This is a genomic window from Rhodovulum imhoffii, assembly GCF_003046545.1.
GTDB lineage: Bacteria > Pseudomonadota > Alphaproteobacteria > Rhodobacterales > Rhodobacteraceae > Rhodovulum > Rhodovulum imhoffii.
Genome location: NZ_QAAA01000008.1, coordinates 97,857 through 115,113, shown reverse-complemented (window position 1 = coordinate 115,113; position 17,257 = coordinate 97,857). Strand labels below are relative to the sequence as shown.

18 protein-coding genes are annotated in these 17,257 nt (G+C 65.3%); all 18 read right to left on the bottom strand.

Going from position 1 to position 17,257, the window contains the following annotated elements; genetic code table 11:
- Positions 1 to 11: 11 nt before the first annotated feature.
- Positions 12 to 386: a thioredoxin domain-containing protein gene (locus C8N32_RS08365; protein ID WP_107892403.1), complete on the bottom strand. Its 375-nt coding sequence runs from the start codon at positions 384 to 386 to the stop codon at positions 12 to 14.
- 5 nt (positions 387 to 391) lie between these two features.
- The gene (locus tag C8N32_RS08360; RefSeq protein WP_107892401.1) at positions 392 to 712 is read right to left on the bottom strand and encodes a HypC/HybG/HupF family hydrogenase formation chaperone; all 321 of its coding nucleotides are present in this window, start codon (positions 710 to 712) and stop codon (positions 392 to 394) included.
- Positions 712 to 1,332, bottom strand: a complete 621-nt coding sequence (locus tag C8N32_RS08355; protein WP_107892399.1) for a HyaD/HybD family hydrogenase maturation endopeptidase — start codon at positions 1,330 to 1,332, stop codon at positions 712 to 714. The genes C8N32_RS08360 and C8N32_RS08355 overlap by 1 nt, the downstream gene beginning before the upstream one ends.
- A 254-nt stretch (positions 1,333 to 1,586) precedes the next feature.
- Positions 1,587 to 2,366: a Ni/Fe-hydrogenase, b-type cytochrome subunit gene (gene cybH / locus C8N32_RS08350; RefSeq protein WP_107892396.1), complete on the bottom strand. Its 780-nt coding sequence runs from the start codon at positions 2,364 to 2,366 to the stop codon at positions 1,587 to 1,589.
- Positions 2,367 to 2,376: 10 nt separating this feature from the next.
- Positions 2,377 to 2,946: a HupE/UreJ family protein gene (locus C8N32_RS08345; protein ID WP_107892394.1), complete on the bottom strand. Its 570-nt coding sequence runs from the start codon at positions 2,944 to 2,946 to the stop codon at positions 2,377 to 2,379.
- A gap of 11 nt (positions 2,947 to 2,957) precedes the next feature.
- Positions 2,958 to 4,748, bottom strand: coding sequence for a nickel-dependent hydrogenase large subunit (locus C8N32_RS08340; RefSeq protein ID WP_107892392.1), 1,791 nt, complete (start codon positions 4,746 to 4,748; stop codon positions 2,958 to 2,960).
- A gap of 3 nt (positions 4,749 to 4,751) precedes the next feature.
- Positions 4,752 to 5,846, bottom strand: coding sequence for a hydrogenase small subunit (locus tag C8N32_RS08335; protein ID WP_107892390.1), 1,095 nt, complete (start codon positions 5,844 to 5,846; stop codon positions 4,752 to 4,754).
- Positions 5,847 to 6,032: 186 nt separating this feature from the next.
- On the bottom strand, positions 6,033 to 8,255 hold the full coding sequence (gene hypF, locus C8N32_RS08330) for a carbamoyltransferase HypF (protein ID WP_107892388.1): 2,223 nt from the start codon (positions 8,253 to 8,255) through the stop codon (positions 6,033 to 6,035).
- On the bottom strand, positions 8,255 to 9,673 hold the full coding sequence (locus tag C8N32_RS08325) for a nickel-dependent hydrogenase large subunit (protein ID WP_107892386.1): 1,419 nt from the start codon (positions 9,671 to 9,673) through the stop codon (positions 8,255 to 8,257). The genes hypF and C8N32_RS08325 overlap by 1 nt, the downstream gene beginning before the upstream one ends.
- Positions 9,670 to 10,662 carry an NADH-quinone oxidoreductase subunit B family protein gene (locus C8N32_RS08320; protein WP_107892384.1) on the bottom strand — a complete coding sequence of 331 codons (993 nt, stop codon included), beginning with the start codon at positions 10,660 to 10,662 and terminating at the stop codon, positions 9,670 to 9,672. The genes C8N32_RS08325 and C8N32_RS08320 overlap by 4 nt, the downstream gene beginning before the upstream one ends.
- A complete protein-coding gene (locus C8N32_RS08315) occupies positions 10,659 to 11,975 on the bottom strand; it encodes a PAS domain-containing sensor histidine kinase (protein WP_107892381.1) in 1,317 nt (438 codons plus the stop codon). Before C8N32_RS08315 ends, C8N32_RS08320 begins: the two co-directional genes overlap by 4 nt.
- Positions 11,976 to 12,048: 73 nt before the next feature.
- Positions 12,049 to 13,890 carry a dihydroxy-acid dehydratase gene (gene ilvD, locus C8N32_RS08310; RefSeq protein ID WP_107892379.1) on the bottom strand — a complete coding sequence of 614 codons (1,842 nt, stop codon included), beginning with the start codon at positions 13,888 to 13,890 and terminating at the stop codon, positions 12,049 to 12,051.
- A 66-nt stretch (positions 13,891 to 13,956) separates the two neighbouring features.
- Positions 13,957 to 14,766, bottom strand: coding sequence for a division plane positioning ATPase MipZ (locus C8N32_RS08305; RefSeq protein WP_107892376.1), 810 nt, complete (start codon positions 14,764 to 14,766; stop codon positions 13,957 to 13,959).
- A gap of 97 nt (positions 14,767 to 14,863) precedes the next feature.
- Entirely contained in the window at positions 14,864 to 15,085 is a 222-nt protein-coding gene (gene rpmE, locus C8N32_RS08300) for a 50S ribosomal protein L31 (protein ID WP_107892374.1), read from the bottom strand.
- Between the two features lie 11 nt (positions 15,086 to 15,096).
- Positions 15,097 to 15,480, bottom strand: a complete 384-nt coding sequence (rplS, locus tag C8N32_RS08295) for a 50S ribosomal protein L19 (protein WP_107892372.1) — start codon at positions 15,478 to 15,480, stop codon at positions 15,097 to 15,099.
- Between the two features lie 51 nt (positions 15,481 to 15,531).
- Complete coding sequence (gene trmD, locus C8N32_RS08290) at positions 15,532 to 16,329, bottom strand: tRNA (guanosine(37)-N1)-methyltransferase TrmD (RefSeq protein WP_207187003.1); 798 nt, start codon at positions 16,327 to 16,329, stop codon at positions 15,532 to 15,534.
- Between the two features lie 28 nt (positions 16,330 to 16,357).
- The gene (locus C8N32_RS08285) at positions 16,358 to 16,720 is read right to left on the bottom strand and encodes a hypothetical protein (RefSeq protein ID WP_107892368.1); all 363 of its coding nucleotides are present in this window, start codon (positions 16,718 to 16,720) and stop codon (positions 16,358 to 16,360) included.
- Positions 16,721 to 16,747: 27 nt separating this feature from the next.
- Positions 16,748 to 17,251, bottom strand: coding sequence for a ribosome maturation factor RimM (gene rimM / locus C8N32_RS08280; protein ID WP_107892366.1), 504 nt, complete (start codon positions 17,249 to 17,251; stop codon positions 16,748 to 16,750).
- Positions 17,252 to 17,257: the final 6 nt, after the last annotated feature.

Sequence of the window (17,257 nt, the reverse complement as noted above, 5' to 3'; positions counted from 1 at the left end):
GGCGGCTCCTTTTACGCATCTGCGAGCGACAGAATATGGGGAATGCGGGCCAGATAGTCGTCCCAGTCCCGGATCTTTTCGATTGCGCCCAGATAGGTGCCGGACCGGAAGAACAAAAACCCCGGCGTTTTCAGCGCCCGGTGGGTTTCTCGCAGGGCCGCTTCTATGGTGTCGTCCACGATGGCGCAGTCGAAAACATTCTGAAACGCCTGCCGCAGTTCCGGCAGGATCACCGCCGCGTCGGCGGTTTCCAGGTTGCGGTGCGGGTTTCCGGGGATGAACAGGCAGTGATAGCCCGGCTGCGCGGTAAAATGCTCGGCCTCTTCCAGCGTGTGCAGGCGGGGCCAGTTCAAGTCGCTTTCCAGTCGCGCGATCAGGGGGTGCATGGCGGTTATCCTTGGGCTTTGCCCGCGTCCAGCGCGGCCTGAAGATGGGGGGGAAGCGCAGGCGCACGGGCGTCAATATCCGCGAAGGCATCTCCGGGGTCGCCGCCCTGCATCGCGGCGCGCAAGCCTGCCAGGGCGGCCGATATCTTTTGCGCGGTCTCGGCGGAGATGACCTCGCGCGCGGCGCCCAGAAAGGTCAGCACCCAGTCGCCGGGGCGGGCGTCCGGGGTCAGCGACAGGTCGACCAGAACGGTCCGGTCGTCCTCCCGCGCGGTTCCGGCGATGCCGTCGATGGCGTCGATCCGAAGAGGCAGGCCGATACACATCAGTCCGCCCCCGGAAAGAACCGGTCATCGCCGATGCGGCAAGCCGTCCGGGCCGAAGGGCGTCCGGCTTCGTATGCGTCACGACGGATCGAGGGGTCCGCCAGATCCGCGCCGTTGCTTTGCCCGGCCTGAGCATCCACGCCCCACGCGGCCAGTTCGGCGATGGCAAGATCGATTACCGTGCCGATCCGTTCCGAAACGACGGGGCGCAGGCCGCCGCCGTAATCTTCCAGTTCCGCCGGCTGGCAGCCGATCAGGGTAATGCGCTCGGGCCGGCAGCCCTTCAGGTCCGCCGTGGCCAGGACATCCTGAAAACCCGTCTGGTGCAGGCTCATCTTTTTCGCGCCGAGAAATGCGGGGACATCGTCGTCCCGGAGGGTTTTCACCGTGCCGGGCTCAAGGCCGTAATCCACGGCGTCGAAGATGAGAAGGTCATCCGCGTCTTCGAGGAAGGGCAGCAGATAGAGACCCTGCGTCCCGCCGTCGAGCAGCTTTACATGGTCGGGGAAGGCGTAGCGTGCCGCCAGGGTTTCGATGCAGCGCGGGCCAAAGCCTTCGTCGGCCCACAGGACATTGCCGATGCCCAGAATCAGCACGCGGCGGGGGGGTACGTATGCCATCTTGCCTCCCTGCTGTGGCAGTAGGGCTTGCGCCCTTCTTGAAAACCGACAGTAAATCTTACACCCGGTTTCAGAAGCCAGAATTTGTATTGGGGTGCGACATTTTGCATACGATTGATTTTAAATTTAAAAATCAGAACATGCGGTATTGGAGTGCTGCTTTATTGAAAAGTAAGATTCCACTTTTATTAAAAAATGCAAACTTATATTGCATATGGCGCGGGCCTGGGAGGTCGGCCCGCGCCCCGGCAGCCTCAATTCGGACGGTTGTCCCTGAAGCTGCGCCAGCCGGACACGATCGTCGTCAGCATCGACTGACGGGACATGATGTCTTCGCGGATCGCGGCATAGACGTGGATGATCACGAAGATGAGGATCGCCCACATTCCCAGGTGGTGCAGCGTATGCAGCCTTTGGGAATTGCCGACAAGCCCCAGCACCCAGCCGAAGGCGCCGTCGAAGAAGCTGCCCTGGCCGGCGCCCTCTGCATAGAGGGCAAAGCCGGTGATGATCATGAAGGTCATTCCCAGCGTGATGAAGCAGAACATCGCAAGATGGGCCAGCGGATTGTGGCCGACGAACTTCTTCGGTTCCTTTTCGAGGAAGAAATACCACCGGACCTCGTAGAGAAGCTCTTTCCACCAGCGCGGGTTCCAGACCGGGACATAAAACATCTGCCGGGCGTGCGAATTGCCCGCGAAGGCCCAGTAGATGCGCGCGAAGAACCCGATCGTCAGGATCATGCCCGCAGTGAAATGCGCAAAGCGGATATAGCCGAACACGAACTGGTTGGTGGCCTCGCCGATCTCCATCGTCGGCGGGGGCGAGCCGATAAGATAGCCCGTGATCGCCAGGACCAGGATTGCCGCGGCGTTGACCCAATGCCAGATGCGCACCGGCACTTCGTAGACATAGACCGCCGTGCGCAGGCGGATGCTTTCCAGATCCTTCGCCGTGGCGTCTCCGGTCAGGCGCGAAGCTTCCATCGGAAGGTAATCTTCGAGCGTATGATGGGGTTTGGTTCTCTGGCTCATGGCGGTGCCCTCAGGTCATGGCCAGCGCCACGCCCGAAAGCGCGATGCCAACGCCAAGCGCCTGCTGCACGGCCAGCCGCCCGGAAATCGTCCGGGCAAGGCCGATGCCGGCAAGATGCAGGGCTCCGGTTGCGGCCAGAACCCCCGCAAGGTAGGGCAGGGCGCTTCCCGTGGCCTCCAGGGCGTGGGCCTGCCCGTGGAACAGGGCAAACCCGCCGATCGCCGCCAGAGATGCCGCCGTGACGGCGCGCCCCTGGCCAGGGCGGGCGGCCAGCGTCAGCAGCCCGAACAGAACCACCGAGCCAAGGATCCCGGCCTCGAGACCCGGCAGGGTCAGGCCGCTCCATGCGGCAAGGGCGCCCAGCGCCATCGCCGCCATGAACACCGCGGCCCCGCGCCAGACCCGGTGCGCCAGTACGAAGCCCGACCACAACCCGACAGCCAGCATGGCCAACAGGTGATCTGCGCCGCCCAGCGGATGCAAAAGCCCGGAAACGGCCCCCCCGGCCCCGTGCCCGGTATGGGCCAGTGCCGGCCCCGCTAGGGCGGTGAAAGCAGCTGTGAGTGCAAGTTTCTTCATTGTTTCCTCCCTCAGCGCACCTTGACGGTCGAAAGTTCCTGTCCGTCGGGTGCCATGACATGGGTCGAGCAGGCAAGACAGGGATCGAAGCTGTGCAGCGTGCGCAGGATTTCGACGGGTTCTTCGGGGCGTTCCATCTTCGTGTTCATCAAGGACGCCTCGAAGGCCCCAATGTTGCCGGCAGTATCCCGCGGGCTGCCGTTCCAGGTCGTGGGGACCACGCACTGGTAGTTTTCGATCCGACCGTCCTTGATCTTGATCCAATGGCCCAAAGCGCCTCGGGGGGCCTCTGTCATGCCGACGCCCATGGCCTCCTTGGGCCAGGTCTTTGGATCCCATTTCTCGACATTGGCGGTGGATTCGTCGCCGTTGCGGATATTGGTTACCAGCTTGTCGAAGAAATGCTTTTGCAGGCGGGCGCAGTATTCGGCCTCCAGCGCGCGGGCGGCGGTGCGCCCCAGCGTGGAAAACAGCGCCGATACCGGCAGGTTCATGGTACGCAAAAGCCCGTTGACCTGGTTCTTGATGTCCTCGTGGCCCTTGGCATACCCAACGATATAACGCGCCAGCGGGCCGACCTCCATCGCGTGGCCTTTCCAGCGGGGCGCCTTGATCCAGCTGTATTTCGCCGCCTCGTCCAGGGCTTCGATGTTGGTTTTGGTGCCCTTGGCGTTCGGTCCCAGCTCGTATTTCGGTTCGGTGACGCCGTCCCAAGGGTGCAGGCCCTTGCCCGGCTCACCGTAGGTATACCAGGAGTGATCCACGAATTCCTGAATCTGCTCCGGGTCGCGGACATCGACGTCGTGGACCTCGTTGAGATTGCCGTTGACGATCGCTCCGCGCGGCAGGTGAAGCTGCCCGGCGGAGAAATCGTTGGGATGTTCGGGGATGTCGCCATAGGCCAGAACCGCCTGACCGGACAGTCCGCCCCCGTAAAGCCAGTTGCGGTAGAACCCGCCGATCGCGACAACATCGGGGATGTAGACATTGTTCACGAAGGCGATGCACTGGTCCACGATGGAACTGACCATGTTCAGCCGTTCCATGTTGATCGCCCCGACCGCGCCCGTGGAATGGACGTTGATCGGGCAGGGAACGCCGCCAACCAGCCAGTTGGGGTGAGGGTTTTTGCCGCCGAAGATGGTGTGAATCTTGACCACCTCTTTCTGAAGATCCAGCGCCTCCAGGTAATGCGTGGTTGCCATCAGGTCGGCTTCGGGCGGCAGAAGATAGGCGGGGTTATCCCAATAGCCGTTCTTGAACAGGCCCAGTTGCCCGGATTCCACGAATTTCTTCAACCGGTTCTGCACGTCCCGGAAATAACCGGGGCTGGAGAGCGGATGGTTGGGGCTGACGGCCTGTTGCAGTTCACTGGTGGCCTTGGGGTCGGCGCGCAGGGCATTGACCGGGTTGACCCAATCCAGTGCATGCAGATGGTAGAAATGCACGATGTGGTCGTGAACCTGAAGGTTCAGCTGCATGATGTTACGGATCGAGTTCGCGTTGTCGGGGATGGAAATCCCCAGCGCGTCCTCGACGGCGCGCACGCTGGTCAGGGCGTGTGTGCCGGTGCAGACCCCGCAGATTCTTTCGGTGAAGGCCCAGGCGTCGCGCGGGTCGCGGCCCTTGAGGATCACCTCCAGACCGCGCCACATTGTGCCGGTGGAGACAGCGTTGCGAATGATACCCGATTCGTCGACATTCACTTCGCACCGCATGTGCCCTTCGATGCGGGTGACCGGGTCGACGACGATACGCTGACCGCTGGTGTCGAGGTCAAAGCCGTTCGGAGTGGTCGCCATCTATCAGGCCTCCTCTTTTGTCTTGTTGTCTTCGGTTTTCTTCTGGGCACTCTTGAGCGCGCTGGCAGCCACGTGCAGGGCGATCCCCGCCCCGAGGACGCCTGCGGCAGTCGCGCCGATCTTGTCGGCGTTGGCCTCGATTCCGAACGCGTTGACCTTTGTCAGCCGGTCGTAGAAACCTCCCTGGTCCCAGAACCCGTCCTCGGAGCAGCCGATGCAGCCATGGCCGGACTGGATGGGGAAGCTGACACCCTCGTTCCAGCGGATCGTGGAACACGCATTGTATGTGGTCGGACCTTTGCAGCCCATCTTGTAAAGACAGTAGCCTTTGCGGGCGTACTCGTCGTCCCACTGCTCGACGAACTGACCTGCATCGAAATGCGGGCGGCGATAGCACTTGTCGTGAATCCGCTGGGAATAGAACATCGCCGGGCGGCCCTGGCGATCCAGCTCCGGCAAGCGGTCGAAGGTCAGCATGTAAGTGATGACGCCGGTCATCACCTCGGCGATCGGCGGGCAGCCGGGCACCTTGATGATGGGTTTGTCGGTGATGACCTTGTGCACCGGAGTCGCGCGCGTGGGGTTCGGCGCGGCGGCCTGTACACAGCCATACGAGGCGCAGGCGCCCCAGCTGATGATTGCCTTGGCGTGTTCGGCCGCATGGCGCAGCTGCTCCACGAAAGGCTTGCCGCCGACGATGCAGAACATCCCATCCTCGTTGAGCGGCGGGTTCCCTTCCACCGCGAGGATATAGTTCCCCTTGTATCGGTCGATCGTGTCCTGAAGGGCCGCCTCGGCCTGATGCCCGGCCGCCGCCATCAGCGTATCGTCGTAATCGAGGCTGATCATCGACAGCACGACATCCTTGGCCAGCGGATGGGCCGACCGGATGAAGCTTTCCGAACAGCAGGTGCATTCCAGCCCGTGCACCCAGATGACCGGGGTGCGCGGCTTTGTTTCCATCGCGTGGGCGATCCTGGGGACGAAGCTGGGCCCGAGCCCAAGTGCGGCCGCCGTCAGCGAGCAGTATTTCATGAAGCTGCGCCGGGTGATTCCTTGGCGGCGCATGACGTCGTAGAAGGTTTCGATTTCCGGCAAGGGGGCCTCCCGTTGCAAATGTGTTACCGGCCCCATGCAATCAGGCGGCGCCGGGCACGGCAAAAGAAAAGCCGTTTTGGGCCCTCGGCAGGTTTTTTCTTTTTAAAACAATATAAAAGCCGGAATTTGCGGAGCTTTTCCGCACCCGCATCCGGAAACGGACTTACCGGCGGGCAGCCTGTCCGGTCAGGGAGTTTCCGAATTTTCCAGATGGCGGGCTGCCGCTGCGACAGCTTGCCCCAGGGCCAACCCCCCGTCATTGGACGGGACCTGCCGATGCACCAGAACCGGCACCCCCTCAAGGGCTTTCAGGGTGGCCGCCAGCAACCGCGCGTTCTGAAAGCACCCCCCCGACAGGGCAACGGCGCGGGCCTGCCCGCGTTCCACCAGGCTCCGGGCCTCTTGTGCAAAGGCCCCGGCCAGACCGGCGTGGAACCGGGCCGCCATCTCGCCCGGCGGGCGGGTGGTGCGCTCCCCGGCCCAGGCGGCAAACAGGGGTGCGGGGTCGATCACGCCGTCTGCTCTGCCCATCGGGTAGGCCGGGGCGTCATGACCTTCGGCCAGCGCCTCCAGGCGCATCGCGGCTTCGCCCTCGTAGGTTTGGGCCAGGGGGCAAAGCCCCAGCCCGGCGGCGAAGGCATCGAACAGCCGCCCGGCGGAGGAACTTTGCGGCGCGTTCACCCCGGCCCTGGTGGCGGCCCGCAGCGCGTCGCGGGGGCAATCCGCCAGCAGCCTGTCGGCCAGGTCGCCAAGCCCCGCCTGATCCAGCCGCACCAGGAGGTTGCGCCACGGTTGCCGCGCGGCCATGTCCCCCCCTGCCAGCGGCGCCGGGGCCAGATGCGCCACCCGCCGCGCGCTTCGGTAATCGCCCAGCAGAACTTCCCCCCCCCAAAAGGTGCCATCACTTCCCAGGCCGGTGCCATCCAGGATGATCCCGGCCACGGGCCCGCCGTCGAGCGGCCAGAGGGCCTCCGCCAGGCAGGCGGCAAGGTGGGCGTGGTGGTGCTGTATATGTTCTACAGGCAGGCCCAGTGAGGGCGCCAGACCCGTGGTGCGATAGCCGGGATGGGTGTCGCAGGCGACGATCTCCGGACGATGATCGAAAAGGGCGGCGTAATCCTCCTGCGCCTGCCGAAAGGCTTCCCAGCAAAGCGCATCGTCGAGCGTGCCAAGGTGGTGCGACAGGAGGGCCTGGCCGTTCTTCGTCAGGCAGATCGCGCCTTTCATCTGCCCGCCGAGGGCCAGCACCTGTGGCGCGTCGGCGAACCCCTCGGGCAGCGGCAGCGTACCCGGCACCCGCCCCCGTGCCCGGCGCAGCACCATTGGCGGGCTGGCGCACTCCACCCCGTCATCGAGACGGCGGGCAATGGGCCGGTCATGCATCAGAAAGGAATCCACGAACGGGCCGAGCTTTTTGCGGGCTTCGTCATTGGCGATGACCTGCGGCTCCCCGGAGAGATTGCCCGAGGTCATTACGAGCGGACCGCCGAACGCTTCCAGCAGCAGATGATGCAGCGGCGTGTAGGGCAGCATCACCCCCAGCCGTGTCATCCCCGGCGCCACGGTGTCGGGCAGTGTGCCGGTCGCGCGCACCAGCACCACCGGCGCGGCGGGGTCGCGCATCAGGGCGATCTCTGCCATATCCGGTGCGCAAAACCCGGGCAGAATCGCCTCTGTTGCCATCAGGGCAAAGGGCTTGGCCGGGCGGTGCTTGCGGCGGCGCAACAGGTCCACGGCGGTGGCGTCGCGGGCGTCGCAGGCCAGATGAAACCCGCCCAACCCCTTGATCGCCAAGACCTTGCCCCCGGCCAGCAAACGCGCGGCGGCGGCGATCGGGTCCTTTGCCGCAGGTTCCATCCACAGGCGGGGTCCGCAGGCAGGGCAGGCGATGGGCTGCGCGTGAAAGCGCCGGTCGGCGGGGTTTGCGTATTCCGCCCGGCAGGCCGGGCACATGTCGAACCCGGCCATCGTCGTTTGCGCCCGGTCGTAAGGCAACCCGGTCAGGATCGAAAAGCGTGGCCCGCAATGGGTACAGTTGGTGAAGGCATAGCCCTGCCGCCGCCCCTGTGTCCGGGTTTCTTCCAGGCAGGCCGGACAGGTGGCGGCATCGGGCGTTACACGGGTTTCCGCTCCTTTCCCCTCGCTTGGGGCGATGGTGAAATCGCGGGGCAGGGCGCTAAAACGGATCGGCCAGCTTTCTACCGAATCAACCCGCGCCAACGGCGGCGGGTTTTCCCGGAGCGCCGCCTGAAAGCGGTTCAGATCCCCCCCGATGGCGCGGATCAGGACCCCTTCGGTATCGTTGAGAACCTCGCCCCGTATCCCGAGATCTTCGGCCAGAAGCCAGACGAAAGGCCGGAACCCCACACCCTGTACCTGCCCCCTTACCCGGATTTCACGCCCTTCCATCAGTGCACCGTGCAGACCATGCAGGGGTCGAAGGAGCGCACGATGTGCTGAACGGCAAGGGTGGCCCCTTCGTCCGCAGGGGTGCCTTCCAGCGCGGTTTCCAGCGGGCCGGGGGTGCCGGCCCCGTCGCGGGGGCTGAAGTTCCAGGTCGTCGGCGCAATGATCTGGTAAGAGGCGATGCGACCCTCTTCCACCCGCACCCAATGCCCCAGTGCGCCGCGCGCGGCCTCCACCAGGCCTGCGCCTGCTCCGTCCCGCAGATCCGGGGCGGGGGCCATGAAGCGTGAGCTCGGCATGATTTGCGCGGTGAGATCTTCCATCAGAACCTGTGTTCGGGCCAGCTCCAGCAGCCGTGCCGCAACGCGGGCCAGAACGCCACCCCCCGCCAAGGCCCGCGCCAGGGGGTGCCCGTCGATCACCTGCCGGGCCAGCGCGCCGGTTTCAAAGGGCAGGCCGTTCAGGCGTGGGGCCTTGCACCAGCTGTAGGCCCCGTCGCGCATATCCTCATCGGGCTCGGTGTGGCCGGAGGCAGGGTGCGCCGGACCACCCAGCATCCAGCTATGGGCCGTGTCCTCGACAAGGCCGGACAGCTCCAGCGGCGCGGGTGCCCCGTTCCACAGTCCCGCCGCGAAGCCGTGGCCTTCTGTCAGGGCGTAGGCTCCGAAGGACAGGTAGCGCCCGGCCCCGCGGCCCAGGGCGTCAAGATCCAGATCGGCGGCGATCTCCATGAACAGGCCGGCATCGCCGGTGTCCCAGCCTTGCAGCGCAGCGGGGGAATCCAGGGCAATGAATGCCTCCAGCGGGGCGCCGAAAAGGGTGCGCTCCAGATATTGGCGGAACGCGCGCAGGCTGGAGAGAATGCGCACCTTGTCGCGCGCACTCGGGCTGCGGGTGACGCCACCGGGCTGAATCGCCAGCGTATGTGGCCACTTACCCGCCAGCAGGCCCAGGACATGCATCAGCGCCGCGCGCGCCTCGAGGACTTCGCGCGGGGCGGCGCCCTCCATCGCCGTGAACCGCGCCACCGCGCGGGCGTGCCACGGGTGCGCGGCATAGGCGGGGCGGGCGAAATCGGGCATGAAGAACAGATTGAAATGAGTCAGGTGATCGGCGGCGTTCTCCACCGCGTGGATCAGGGCCGTTACCAGTGCCCCCTGTGGTGCGGGACGGTGTGCCCCCGCGGCGGCCAGCGCCTGCGCTGCGGCTGCCGACTGGCTGATCGAGCAGATCCCGCAGATGCGTGGCGTCAGGGTCAGGGCGTCGCTGGGCGGGCGCCCCCGAAGCATCCTTTCGAATCCGCGATAGAGGGGGGCGTTTACCTCTGCCCGTGCAACCCGGCCCCCGGACAGCGTCAGGTGTACCTCCAGATCGCCCTCCACCCGGTTGAAGGGGCCAACGACAAGGCGCGTGCCGCTCATCGGGGCCGCTTTCGGAGACTGGGGGGGATGGTGATGCGGTCGGCCACGGCGTTCTTGGCCAGCCGTTCCGGGGTGGCGGCCTTGGACAGGGAGGCCAGCGCCATGAACCAGGCCTTGGGCATGTCGCTGGGCAGGCCGACGGGAATGCCGCCCACCTTGGGCGTTTCGGTGAAAGCGTGGGCCGGTTCCTCGAATTCCGGTGCGGTGCAGGCGATGCAGGGGTAGCCCCCCTTTGTGCAGGAGCCGCCGCCGTTCCAGGGGCGGATGTTGCAATCGCCTACGGCCTGTGTGCCGATGCAGCCGAGATGCTCCATCATGCATCCCAGTTCACACAGCTGGCGGGCACTGGCCTTGTATTCGTAGAACTCGTTTTTCGGGCAGCCGTGATGGACGAGGTGATCGGCGTAGAATCTGGGGCGTGCCAGCGGGTCGAGCCCATCCGCCGCCAGTTCCCCCGCCGCCAGCATCAGGAGCGTTTCCCCGACCCAGTCGGGGTGGGTGGGGCAGCCCGCGACATTGATGACCGGCAGGCCGCCTGACGCCTGGAAGCGTGCGGGCAGAATGCCGCCTTTGTGGCCGCCTTCGTATTGCAGCCCCACCGCGTCCGAGGGGTTGCCCCCGGCACTGGTTACGCCGCCGTAGGCGGCACAACTGCCTACGGCGACAACATGGGTGGCCCGTGGCACAAGGTTGGTGATCCAGTCCAGCATCGATCGCCCGGTGCCCGACAGCATCTGGTATCGCCCGCTGCCGCGCGGGCCGCGCGCGATGGCACCCTCCACGCAGAGAATGTCCAGCGGAATGTCTCCCCGTTCGACGGAGTCCAGCAGGGTGCGGGCCTGCGCCCCGGTTTCGGCGCTGAGCGCCGGGTGCCACAAGAACCGCAGCCCGGCCCCCGCGAGAAGGTCGAGAATACCGGGCGCTTCCGCGCAAAGCAGCGACATCGTGCACCCACCGCAGCCCGCGGCCTGAAGCCAGAGGATATTCATTGGCCATTCCCGGCCAGCGGCAGGTCCAGCCGGAAGCACGCGCCCCCCTCGCCGGGGCAGAGTCGCAGATCGCCGCCATGCTCCTGCGCGATCTTGTGGCTGATCGCCAGCCCCAGCCCGGTGCCTTGGCCCACGGGCTTGGTGGTGAAAAACGGATCGAAAATCGTCTCGCGCACGGCTGCGGGCACGCCGGGGCCGTCATCGGCCACGGTCAGCACGCCACGCGGACCGTCCATGCCGGCGGTCAAAGTGATGCGCCCTCCGTCTTCCATCGCATCCAGTGCGTTCTGGATGAGGTTCATGACCACTTGCTGAATATGGCCGGGGCGCCCCCTGACGCGGAGTTCCGCCAGCCCCTCGAAAACCGCCTGTACGGTGCTTTCGGAGCCGCGCATCACCCATTGCGTCGCCACGGTCGCGGTTTCGACAAGATCGAAGGCGACTTCCTCGCCGCTGCCCTCCGAGGACAGCCGACGCAGGTCCTCGACGATGTCGCGCACCCGCTCGGCCCCATCACGGGCTCCGCCAATGGCTTCGCGCAGGTTGCGAAGGGCGCGGTCCAGCTGCAAATCCTCCCGCAGGGCGATAAGATCCTCCCGGCTTGCGCCCGCCTGGACACGGCTGAAATAGGTTTCGAACTTGTCCGCGTAACGCCCCAGCGCGTGGGCATTCGCATAGACGAAACTGATGGGGTTGTTCAACTCATGGGCCACACCCGCCAGAAGCCGCCCCAGCGAGGCCAGCTTTTCATTGCGCACGAGGTGCGCCTGCGCGGCTTTCAATTCGTCATGGCCGGCGGCAAGCTCTGCATAGGCCTGCCGCAACTCCCCCACCGGGCGGCCGGTCAGGACATGGCCCGCGACGCGGCCCCTGTCATCGAAGCGGGGGCTGACCGACAGTTCCAGCGGGCCGGGGCCTCCGGGCGTGTCAAGGCTGGCTTCGATCATCACGGGGGCGCGGCGGGTGGTCACCTGGTGCAGCGCCTGCGCGAGGGCCGCGTGGTCCGCCGGGACAAAAAATTCCGCGACGTGGTTGCCAAAGGCCCCTTTGCGGCCGGTATGGGTGGTGACGGAGGTGGAAACTTCTTCCACATTTCCGCTGCGCGAGACCACGATCAGGATGTCGGAAACCGAAGTCAGAACCGAGGCCAGAAAACCCCGCATGGTTTCCATTTCCGCGTTCTTCCGTTCAAGCCTTTCCTGGTACTCGACCAGTTCGGCATAGGTGCGGTCCACCGCCGAAAGAACATCGGCCCAGACCGCGTCGGAAACCGCATCGGGTGGGGTAACGGATTTACTGAACAGCTTGGCCATGGTCGCTCCCCGGCCAGAATACCCGGCTCCGCTGCCCGCGCAACGAAAATGCGCGTGATGCGGAGCCGGGGGCTCAGCCCTCTTCAGGGACGTGGCGCACGGCCCCCTGGGCCGCGCTGGTCGCCATGGCTGCGTAGGCACGCAGGGCGGCGGAAACCCGTCGCTTGCGCGGGTGGGCGGGCTTCCAGCCGGCCTTGTCCTGTTCGGCGCGGCGGGCGGCAAGCCCGGCCTCCGCCACAGCAAGGCGAATGGTGCGGCGGGGAATGTCGATCTCGATCGTGTCGCCGTCACGCACCAGCCCGATGGGGCCGCCATTCGCCGCCTCGGGCGAAACGTGGCCGATGGACAGCCCCGATGTGCCACCGGAAAACCGCCCGTCGGTGATCAGCGCGCAGGCTTTGCCCAGCCCCTTCGATTTCAGGTAGCTGGTTGGGTACAACATCTCCTGCATGCCGGGGCCGCCCTTGGGGCCTTCGTAGCGGATGACGACCACATCGCCTTCCCGGACCTTGCCGGTCAGGATGGCGCTGACGGCGGCGTCCTGACTTTCGAAGACCCGTGCAGGCCCGGTGAAGACGAGGATGCTGTCATCCACCCCGGCGGTTTTCACGATACACCCGTCCGGGGCGAGGTTGCCGGTCAGCACCGCCAGCCCGCCATCGGCAGAGAAAGCGTGCGCGGCGTCGCGGATCACGCCGGTTTCCCGGTCTGTATCGAGATCGTCCCAGCGGCGGTCCTGGCTGAACGCGGTTTGCGAGGGCACCCCCCCCGGCGCGGCGCGGAAGAAGTCGCGCACTTCGTCCGAGGGCGTGCGGCTGATATCCCAGGTGTCGATGGCCGCGCCAAGGGTGGGCGCGTGTACGGTGGGGCTGTCACGGCGGATCAGCCCGGCACTGTCGAGCCGCCCGAGAATCGCCATGATACCGCCCGCGCGGTGGACATCTTCCATGTGGACGTCGTTCTTCGCGGGCGCAACCTTGCACAGAACCGGAACCTTGCGCGAAAGCGCATCCACATCGGCCATGTTGAAATCCACCCCGCCCTCGTGGGCGGCCGCCAGAATATGCAGCACCGTGTTGGAGGACCCGCCCATCGCGATGTCCAGCGTCATCGCGTTTTCAAAGGCTGCGCGGTTGGCGATGCCGCGCGGCGTGGCGGTGGTGTCGTCCTGGTCGTAGTACCGCCGGGCAAGGCCCACGATACGGTGGCCGGCCTCTTCGAACAGGCGGCGGCGGTCGGCATGGGTGGCCAGAACCGAGCCGTTGCCGGGCAACGACAGGCCCAGTGCCTCGGTCAGGCAGTTCATCGAGTTTGCCGTGAACATGCCGGAGCAGGAGCCACAGGTGGGACAGGCGGCGCGTTCGATCTCCAGCACCTGCTGGTCGCTGAACCGCTCGTCGGCGGCGGCGACCATCGCATCGACAAGGTCCATCGCCTGTTCCTTGCCGTTCAGGACCACCTTGCCGGCTTCCATCGGGCCGCCGGAGACGAAGATCGTCGGGATGTCCAGCCGCATTGCGGCCATCAGCATGCCGGGGGTGATCTTGTCGCAATTGGAGATGCAAACCATCGCGTCGGCGCAGTGGGCGTTCACCATGTATTCGACGCTGTCGGCAATCAGGTCGCGCGAGGGCAGGGAGTACAGCATTCCGTCATGGCCCATGGCGATGCCGTCATCCACCGCGATGGTGTTGAATTCCCTGGCCACGCCACCGGCCTTTTCGATCTCCCGCGCGACAAGCTGGCCCATGTCCTTGAGATGCACATGCCCGGGCACGAACTGCGTGAAGGAATTCACCACTGCGACGATCGGTTTGTTGAAATCCTCGTCCGTCATGCCGGTGGCACGCCACAAGCCCCGGGCGCCGGCCATGTTGCGGCCATGGGTCGAGGTGCGGGAACGGTAGGTTGGCATGGCGATCTCCGGTTGCTGGCTCTCCTGATGGATTTGCACCCCCCCCGCTCTGCCGTCAAGGGCGGCTCAGAGCCGGGGAACCACACCGGGCAGGTTCAGGGCTTGCAGCAACTCCCGTACCTCCTGGCGGGCGGCGATGTTGCTCATGGTCAGGTTTTCGGCGCCGGTGTCGCGTAAATCCAGCAATGTCAGGCCATTGGGGAACAGCTCCCGGAAGATCACGCGCTCCGAAAAGCCGGGGGCGACACGAAACCCGATCCGGCGGGAGAGATCCTCCAGCGCCTCGCCGACCTTGCGTTTGTTGTGCATGTGCTGGGTCCCCATACGGTTTCGCAGCACGATCCAGTCGATCGGTTTCAACCCCGCCTGGGCGCGCAACTGACGTGCGCTCCAGACCATCTCGGAATAGATCGAGGGTCCGGTGATCTGCCCGGTTTGCCCATCGCGGCGGGCAAGCAGATCGAAATCGATGAAACTGTCATTGAGCGGTGTGACCAGCGTATCGGCCATCGAATGGGCCACGCGGCTGGCGCGGGTATGGGAACCGGGGCAGTCGATCAGGACGAAGTCTTTTTCCGACTGAAGCGTTTCCATCACGCGGTTGATCCGGGCGTCCGTCGGGTTCAGGCCCGCAGGCAGGTCGGCGCGGTCGATCTCGGGCAGTTCGCGGTAATCGGGGGTGGGCAGTTCCAGCCCTTGTTGGCGGCAAAAGATGCGGCGGTTCTCGACATAACGTCCAAAGCTGCGTTGCCGCAGGTCCAGATCAAGCGCGCCCACCTTGTGCCCCAGCCGCGCCAAAGCGGTTGCCAGGTGCATGGACACGGTGGATTTGCCTGCGCCCCCCTTTTCGTTTCCGACAACAATTATATGCGCCAAGATGAAACCCTCTGCCGGAATCAGAAACGGCGCGCCCCCGGGGGCGCGCCGCCGACTATATGGTGCGCCCCGCCGGGGAGGAAGCGCAGGCCGGGAATCAGAAGCCCAGACCCTCGTATTTTTTCTTGAATTTCGACACACGACCACCGGTGTCCATCAGGCGGGTCCCGCCCCCTGTCCAGGCCGGGTGAGACGAGGGGTCGATATCAAGCGACAGCGTATCGCCTTCCTTGCCGTAGGTGGATTTCATCTGCACCACGGTCCCATCGGTCAGTTTGACGTCGATGATGTGGTAGTCGGGGTGGATATCTTTTTTCATGCCCGGTCTCCTTACGCTTCGGCGCCGGCTTTGGGCTTGTAGGTGGAATCTTCCGCGATCCGGGCGGATTTGCCCCGGCGCGAACGCAGGTAGTAGAGCTTGGCGCGGCGCACGCGGCCACGGCGCACGACCTCGATGCTCTCGACATTGGTCGAATAGAGCGGGAACACACGCTCCACCCCTTCGCCGAACGAAATCTTGCGGACGGTGAAGGATCCGGCAATGCCCTTACCGTGCTTGCGGCTGATGCATACGCCTTCATAATTCTGGACGCGGGTGCGGGTGCCTTCGGTAACCTTGTACCCCACGCGAATCGTGTCACCGGCCTTGAAATCCGGGATTTTCTTGCCGAGCGCGGCAATCTGCTCCGCCTCGAGCTGTGCGATCAGGTCCATCGCATTTCTCCTGTCTGCTCACGGTTCGGTCCGTGAAGGTGATGTGCGCCCTCAGAGCTCTTGGTCTCCATCCGGGTCCCTACCGTGTTTGGCACGGTAAGCCCGCCAGAGGTCAGGTCGGCGTTTCTGCGTCAGCCTTTCGGCCATGTCCCGGCGCCATGTGGCGATATTCGCGTGATGACCCGACAGGAGAATATCGGGGATCGTGCGGCCTTTCCAGACGGCGGGGCGGGTGTACTGCGGATGCTCAAGCAGCCCGTCGGAGAAGCTCTCCTCCTCGGTGGATGCCTGATTCCCGAGCACGCGGGGTATAAGGCGAACCGTCGCATCAATCAAGGCCTGTGCGGCGATCTCTCCGCCGGTGAGGACGAAATCCCCCAGCGAAACTTCTTCCACCGCATATTCTTCCAGCGCACGTTCGTCCACGCCTTCAAACCGGCCGCACAGCAGGGTCATCCCTTCGCTCCGGGAAAAGCGCGCGGCCATGGACTGATCAAAGGGTTTGCCGCGGGGGGAGAGATAGACAACCGGCCAGCGGGCCGGATCGGCCGGGGTGCCGTCTGCGGCCTGCTCCAGGGCCGCGCCCACCACGTCGGCCCGCAGCACCATCCCCGCGCCGCCGCCCGCGGGGGTATCGTCGACATTCTTGTGGCGACCGTCGCCAAAAGGGCGCAGGGCGACCGTTTCCAGCGCCCACAGACCTTCCTCCAGGGCCCGCCCGGTAAGCGAATGGCCCAGAACGCCGGGAAACGTTTCGGGAAACAGGGTGATGACACGCGCCGTCCAGGCGCCTTTCACGCGCGGGCGGCCCGTCAGGTCGCGTGGGTGCGCGGAGGCGTTGATCGACAAACGCCCGTGGGATCTTGCAGCGGGCACCTTATCTGCCGTTGCGCGACGACATCGCCGCCAAGACCAGCCCGGCGGTCAGGCCCAGCGCCGAAACCACCAGCGGCAGCAAGACCGGCAGCGGCAGGGCTCCGAAAAGGCGGCTTATCCCTAGACCGACGAGAAAGGCGAGGTTTACCCAGATCAACTGGTTCAGCACCATGCCGGGCAGGACCTGAAGCAGGCTGCGGCCTTCACGGGTGCGGATCAGCCGGGTGCGCGGGTCGTAGACACGGGACACGGTTGCCAGCGCGGCGATGACAAGGATTGCCCAGGCGGGGTGGGCGGACAACCCCGCGAGGGCGGCCCCCGCCAGAAGCAGGGCGTAGGAAGTTGTTGCGAGTGTTTTGGGCATTGAAGGCCTCGTGCAGAGATATTTCGATTAGCCAAACAACCCTTCCGGCGGGTCGGCAATGAGACGCCCCGCCGCAAGGTCCACGGTGGGAACGCAGTCATTCGTGAACGGCAGCAATACGGTGGATCCGAGGCCGGGGCCATGGATCTCAAGCAGATCCCCGGCGCCATGATCGTGGACCGCCCGGACCTCGCCAAGCCGGACGCCGCCGGTGTCGATCACCTCCAGCCCGATCAGGTCGGTGTGGTAAAATTCGTCCTCGGGCAGGGCCGGAAGGACCTCGCGGCCGGCATAAAGCCGGATGCCGCGCAGAGCGTCGGCGGCGTCCTTGCTGTCCACGCCGGAAAGGCGGGCCGCAAAGCCGCCTTTCACCGGGCGCGTCAGCCGAAGGGAAAAGCCGCGCCCTTCGGGTGTGTACAGCGGGGCATAGTCGGCGATGGCCTCAGGCGTGGCGCAAAAACTTTTCAGCCGCACCTCCCCCCGCACACCGAATGCGCCGGTGATCGCCCCTACACAGACCCGTTCGGCCATTTTGCG

Bases quoted from the DNA above. Each gene is read 5' to 3' on its own strand.
- C8N32_RS08365 (WP_107892403.1), bottom strand. From the start codon at position 386: ATGCACCCCCTGATCGCGCGACTGGAAAGCGACTTGAACTGGCCCCGC.
- C8N32_RS08360 (WP_107892401.1), bottom strand. From the start codon at position 712: ATGTGTATCGGCCTGCCTCTTCGGATCGACGCCATCGACGGCATCGCC.
- C8N32_RS08355 (WP_107892399.1), bottom strand. From the start codon at position 1,332: ATGGCATACGTACCCCCCCGCCGCGTGCTGATTCTGGGCATCGGCAAT.
- cybH (WP_107892396.1), bottom strand. From the start codon at position 2,366: ATGAGCCAGAGAACCAAACCCCATCATACGCTCGAAGATTACCTTCCG.
- C8N32_RS08345 (WP_107892394.1), bottom strand. From the start codon at position 2,946: ATGAAGAAACTTGCACTCACAGCTGCTTTCACCGCCCTAGCGGGGCCG.
- C8N32_RS08340 (WP_107892392.1), bottom strand. From the start codon at position 4,748: ATGGCGACCACTCCGAACGGCTTTGACCTCGACACCAGCGGTCAGCGT.
- hypF (WP_107892388.1), bottom strand. From the start codon at position 8,255: ATGGAAGGGCGTGAAATCCGGGTAAGGGGGCAGGTACAGGGTGTGGGG.
- C8N32_RS08325 (WP_107892386.1), bottom strand. From the start codon at position 9,673: ATGAGCGGCACGCGCCTTGTCGTTGGCCCCTTCAACCGGGTGGAGGGC.
- C8N32_RS08320 (WP_107892384.1), bottom strand. From the start codon at position 10,662: ATGAATATCCTCTGGCTTCAGGCCGCGGGCTGCGGTGGGTGCACGATG.
- C8N32_RS08315 (WP_107892381.1), bottom strand. From the start codon at position 11,975: ATGGCCAAGCTGTTCAGTAAATCCGTTACCCCACCCGATGCGGTTTCC.
- ilvD (WP_107892379.1), bottom strand. From the start codon at position 13,890: ATGCCAACCTACCGTTCCCGCACCTCGACCCATGGCCGCAACATGGCC.
- rpmE (WP_107892374.1), bottom strand. From the start codon at position 15,085: ATGAAAAAAGATATCCACCCCGACTACCACATCATCGACGTCAAACTG.
- rplS (WP_107892372.1), bottom strand. From the start codon at position 15,480: ATGGACCTGATCGCACAGCTCGAGGCGGAGCAGATTGCCGCGCTCGGC.
- C8N32_RS08285 (WP_107892368.1), bottom strand. From the start codon at position 16,720: ATGCCCAAAACACTCGCAACAACTTCCTACGCCCTGCTTCTGGCGGGG.
- rimM (WP_107892366.1), bottom strand. From the start codon at position 17,251: ATGGCCGAACGGGTCTGTGTAGGGGCGATCACCGGCGCATTCGGTGTG.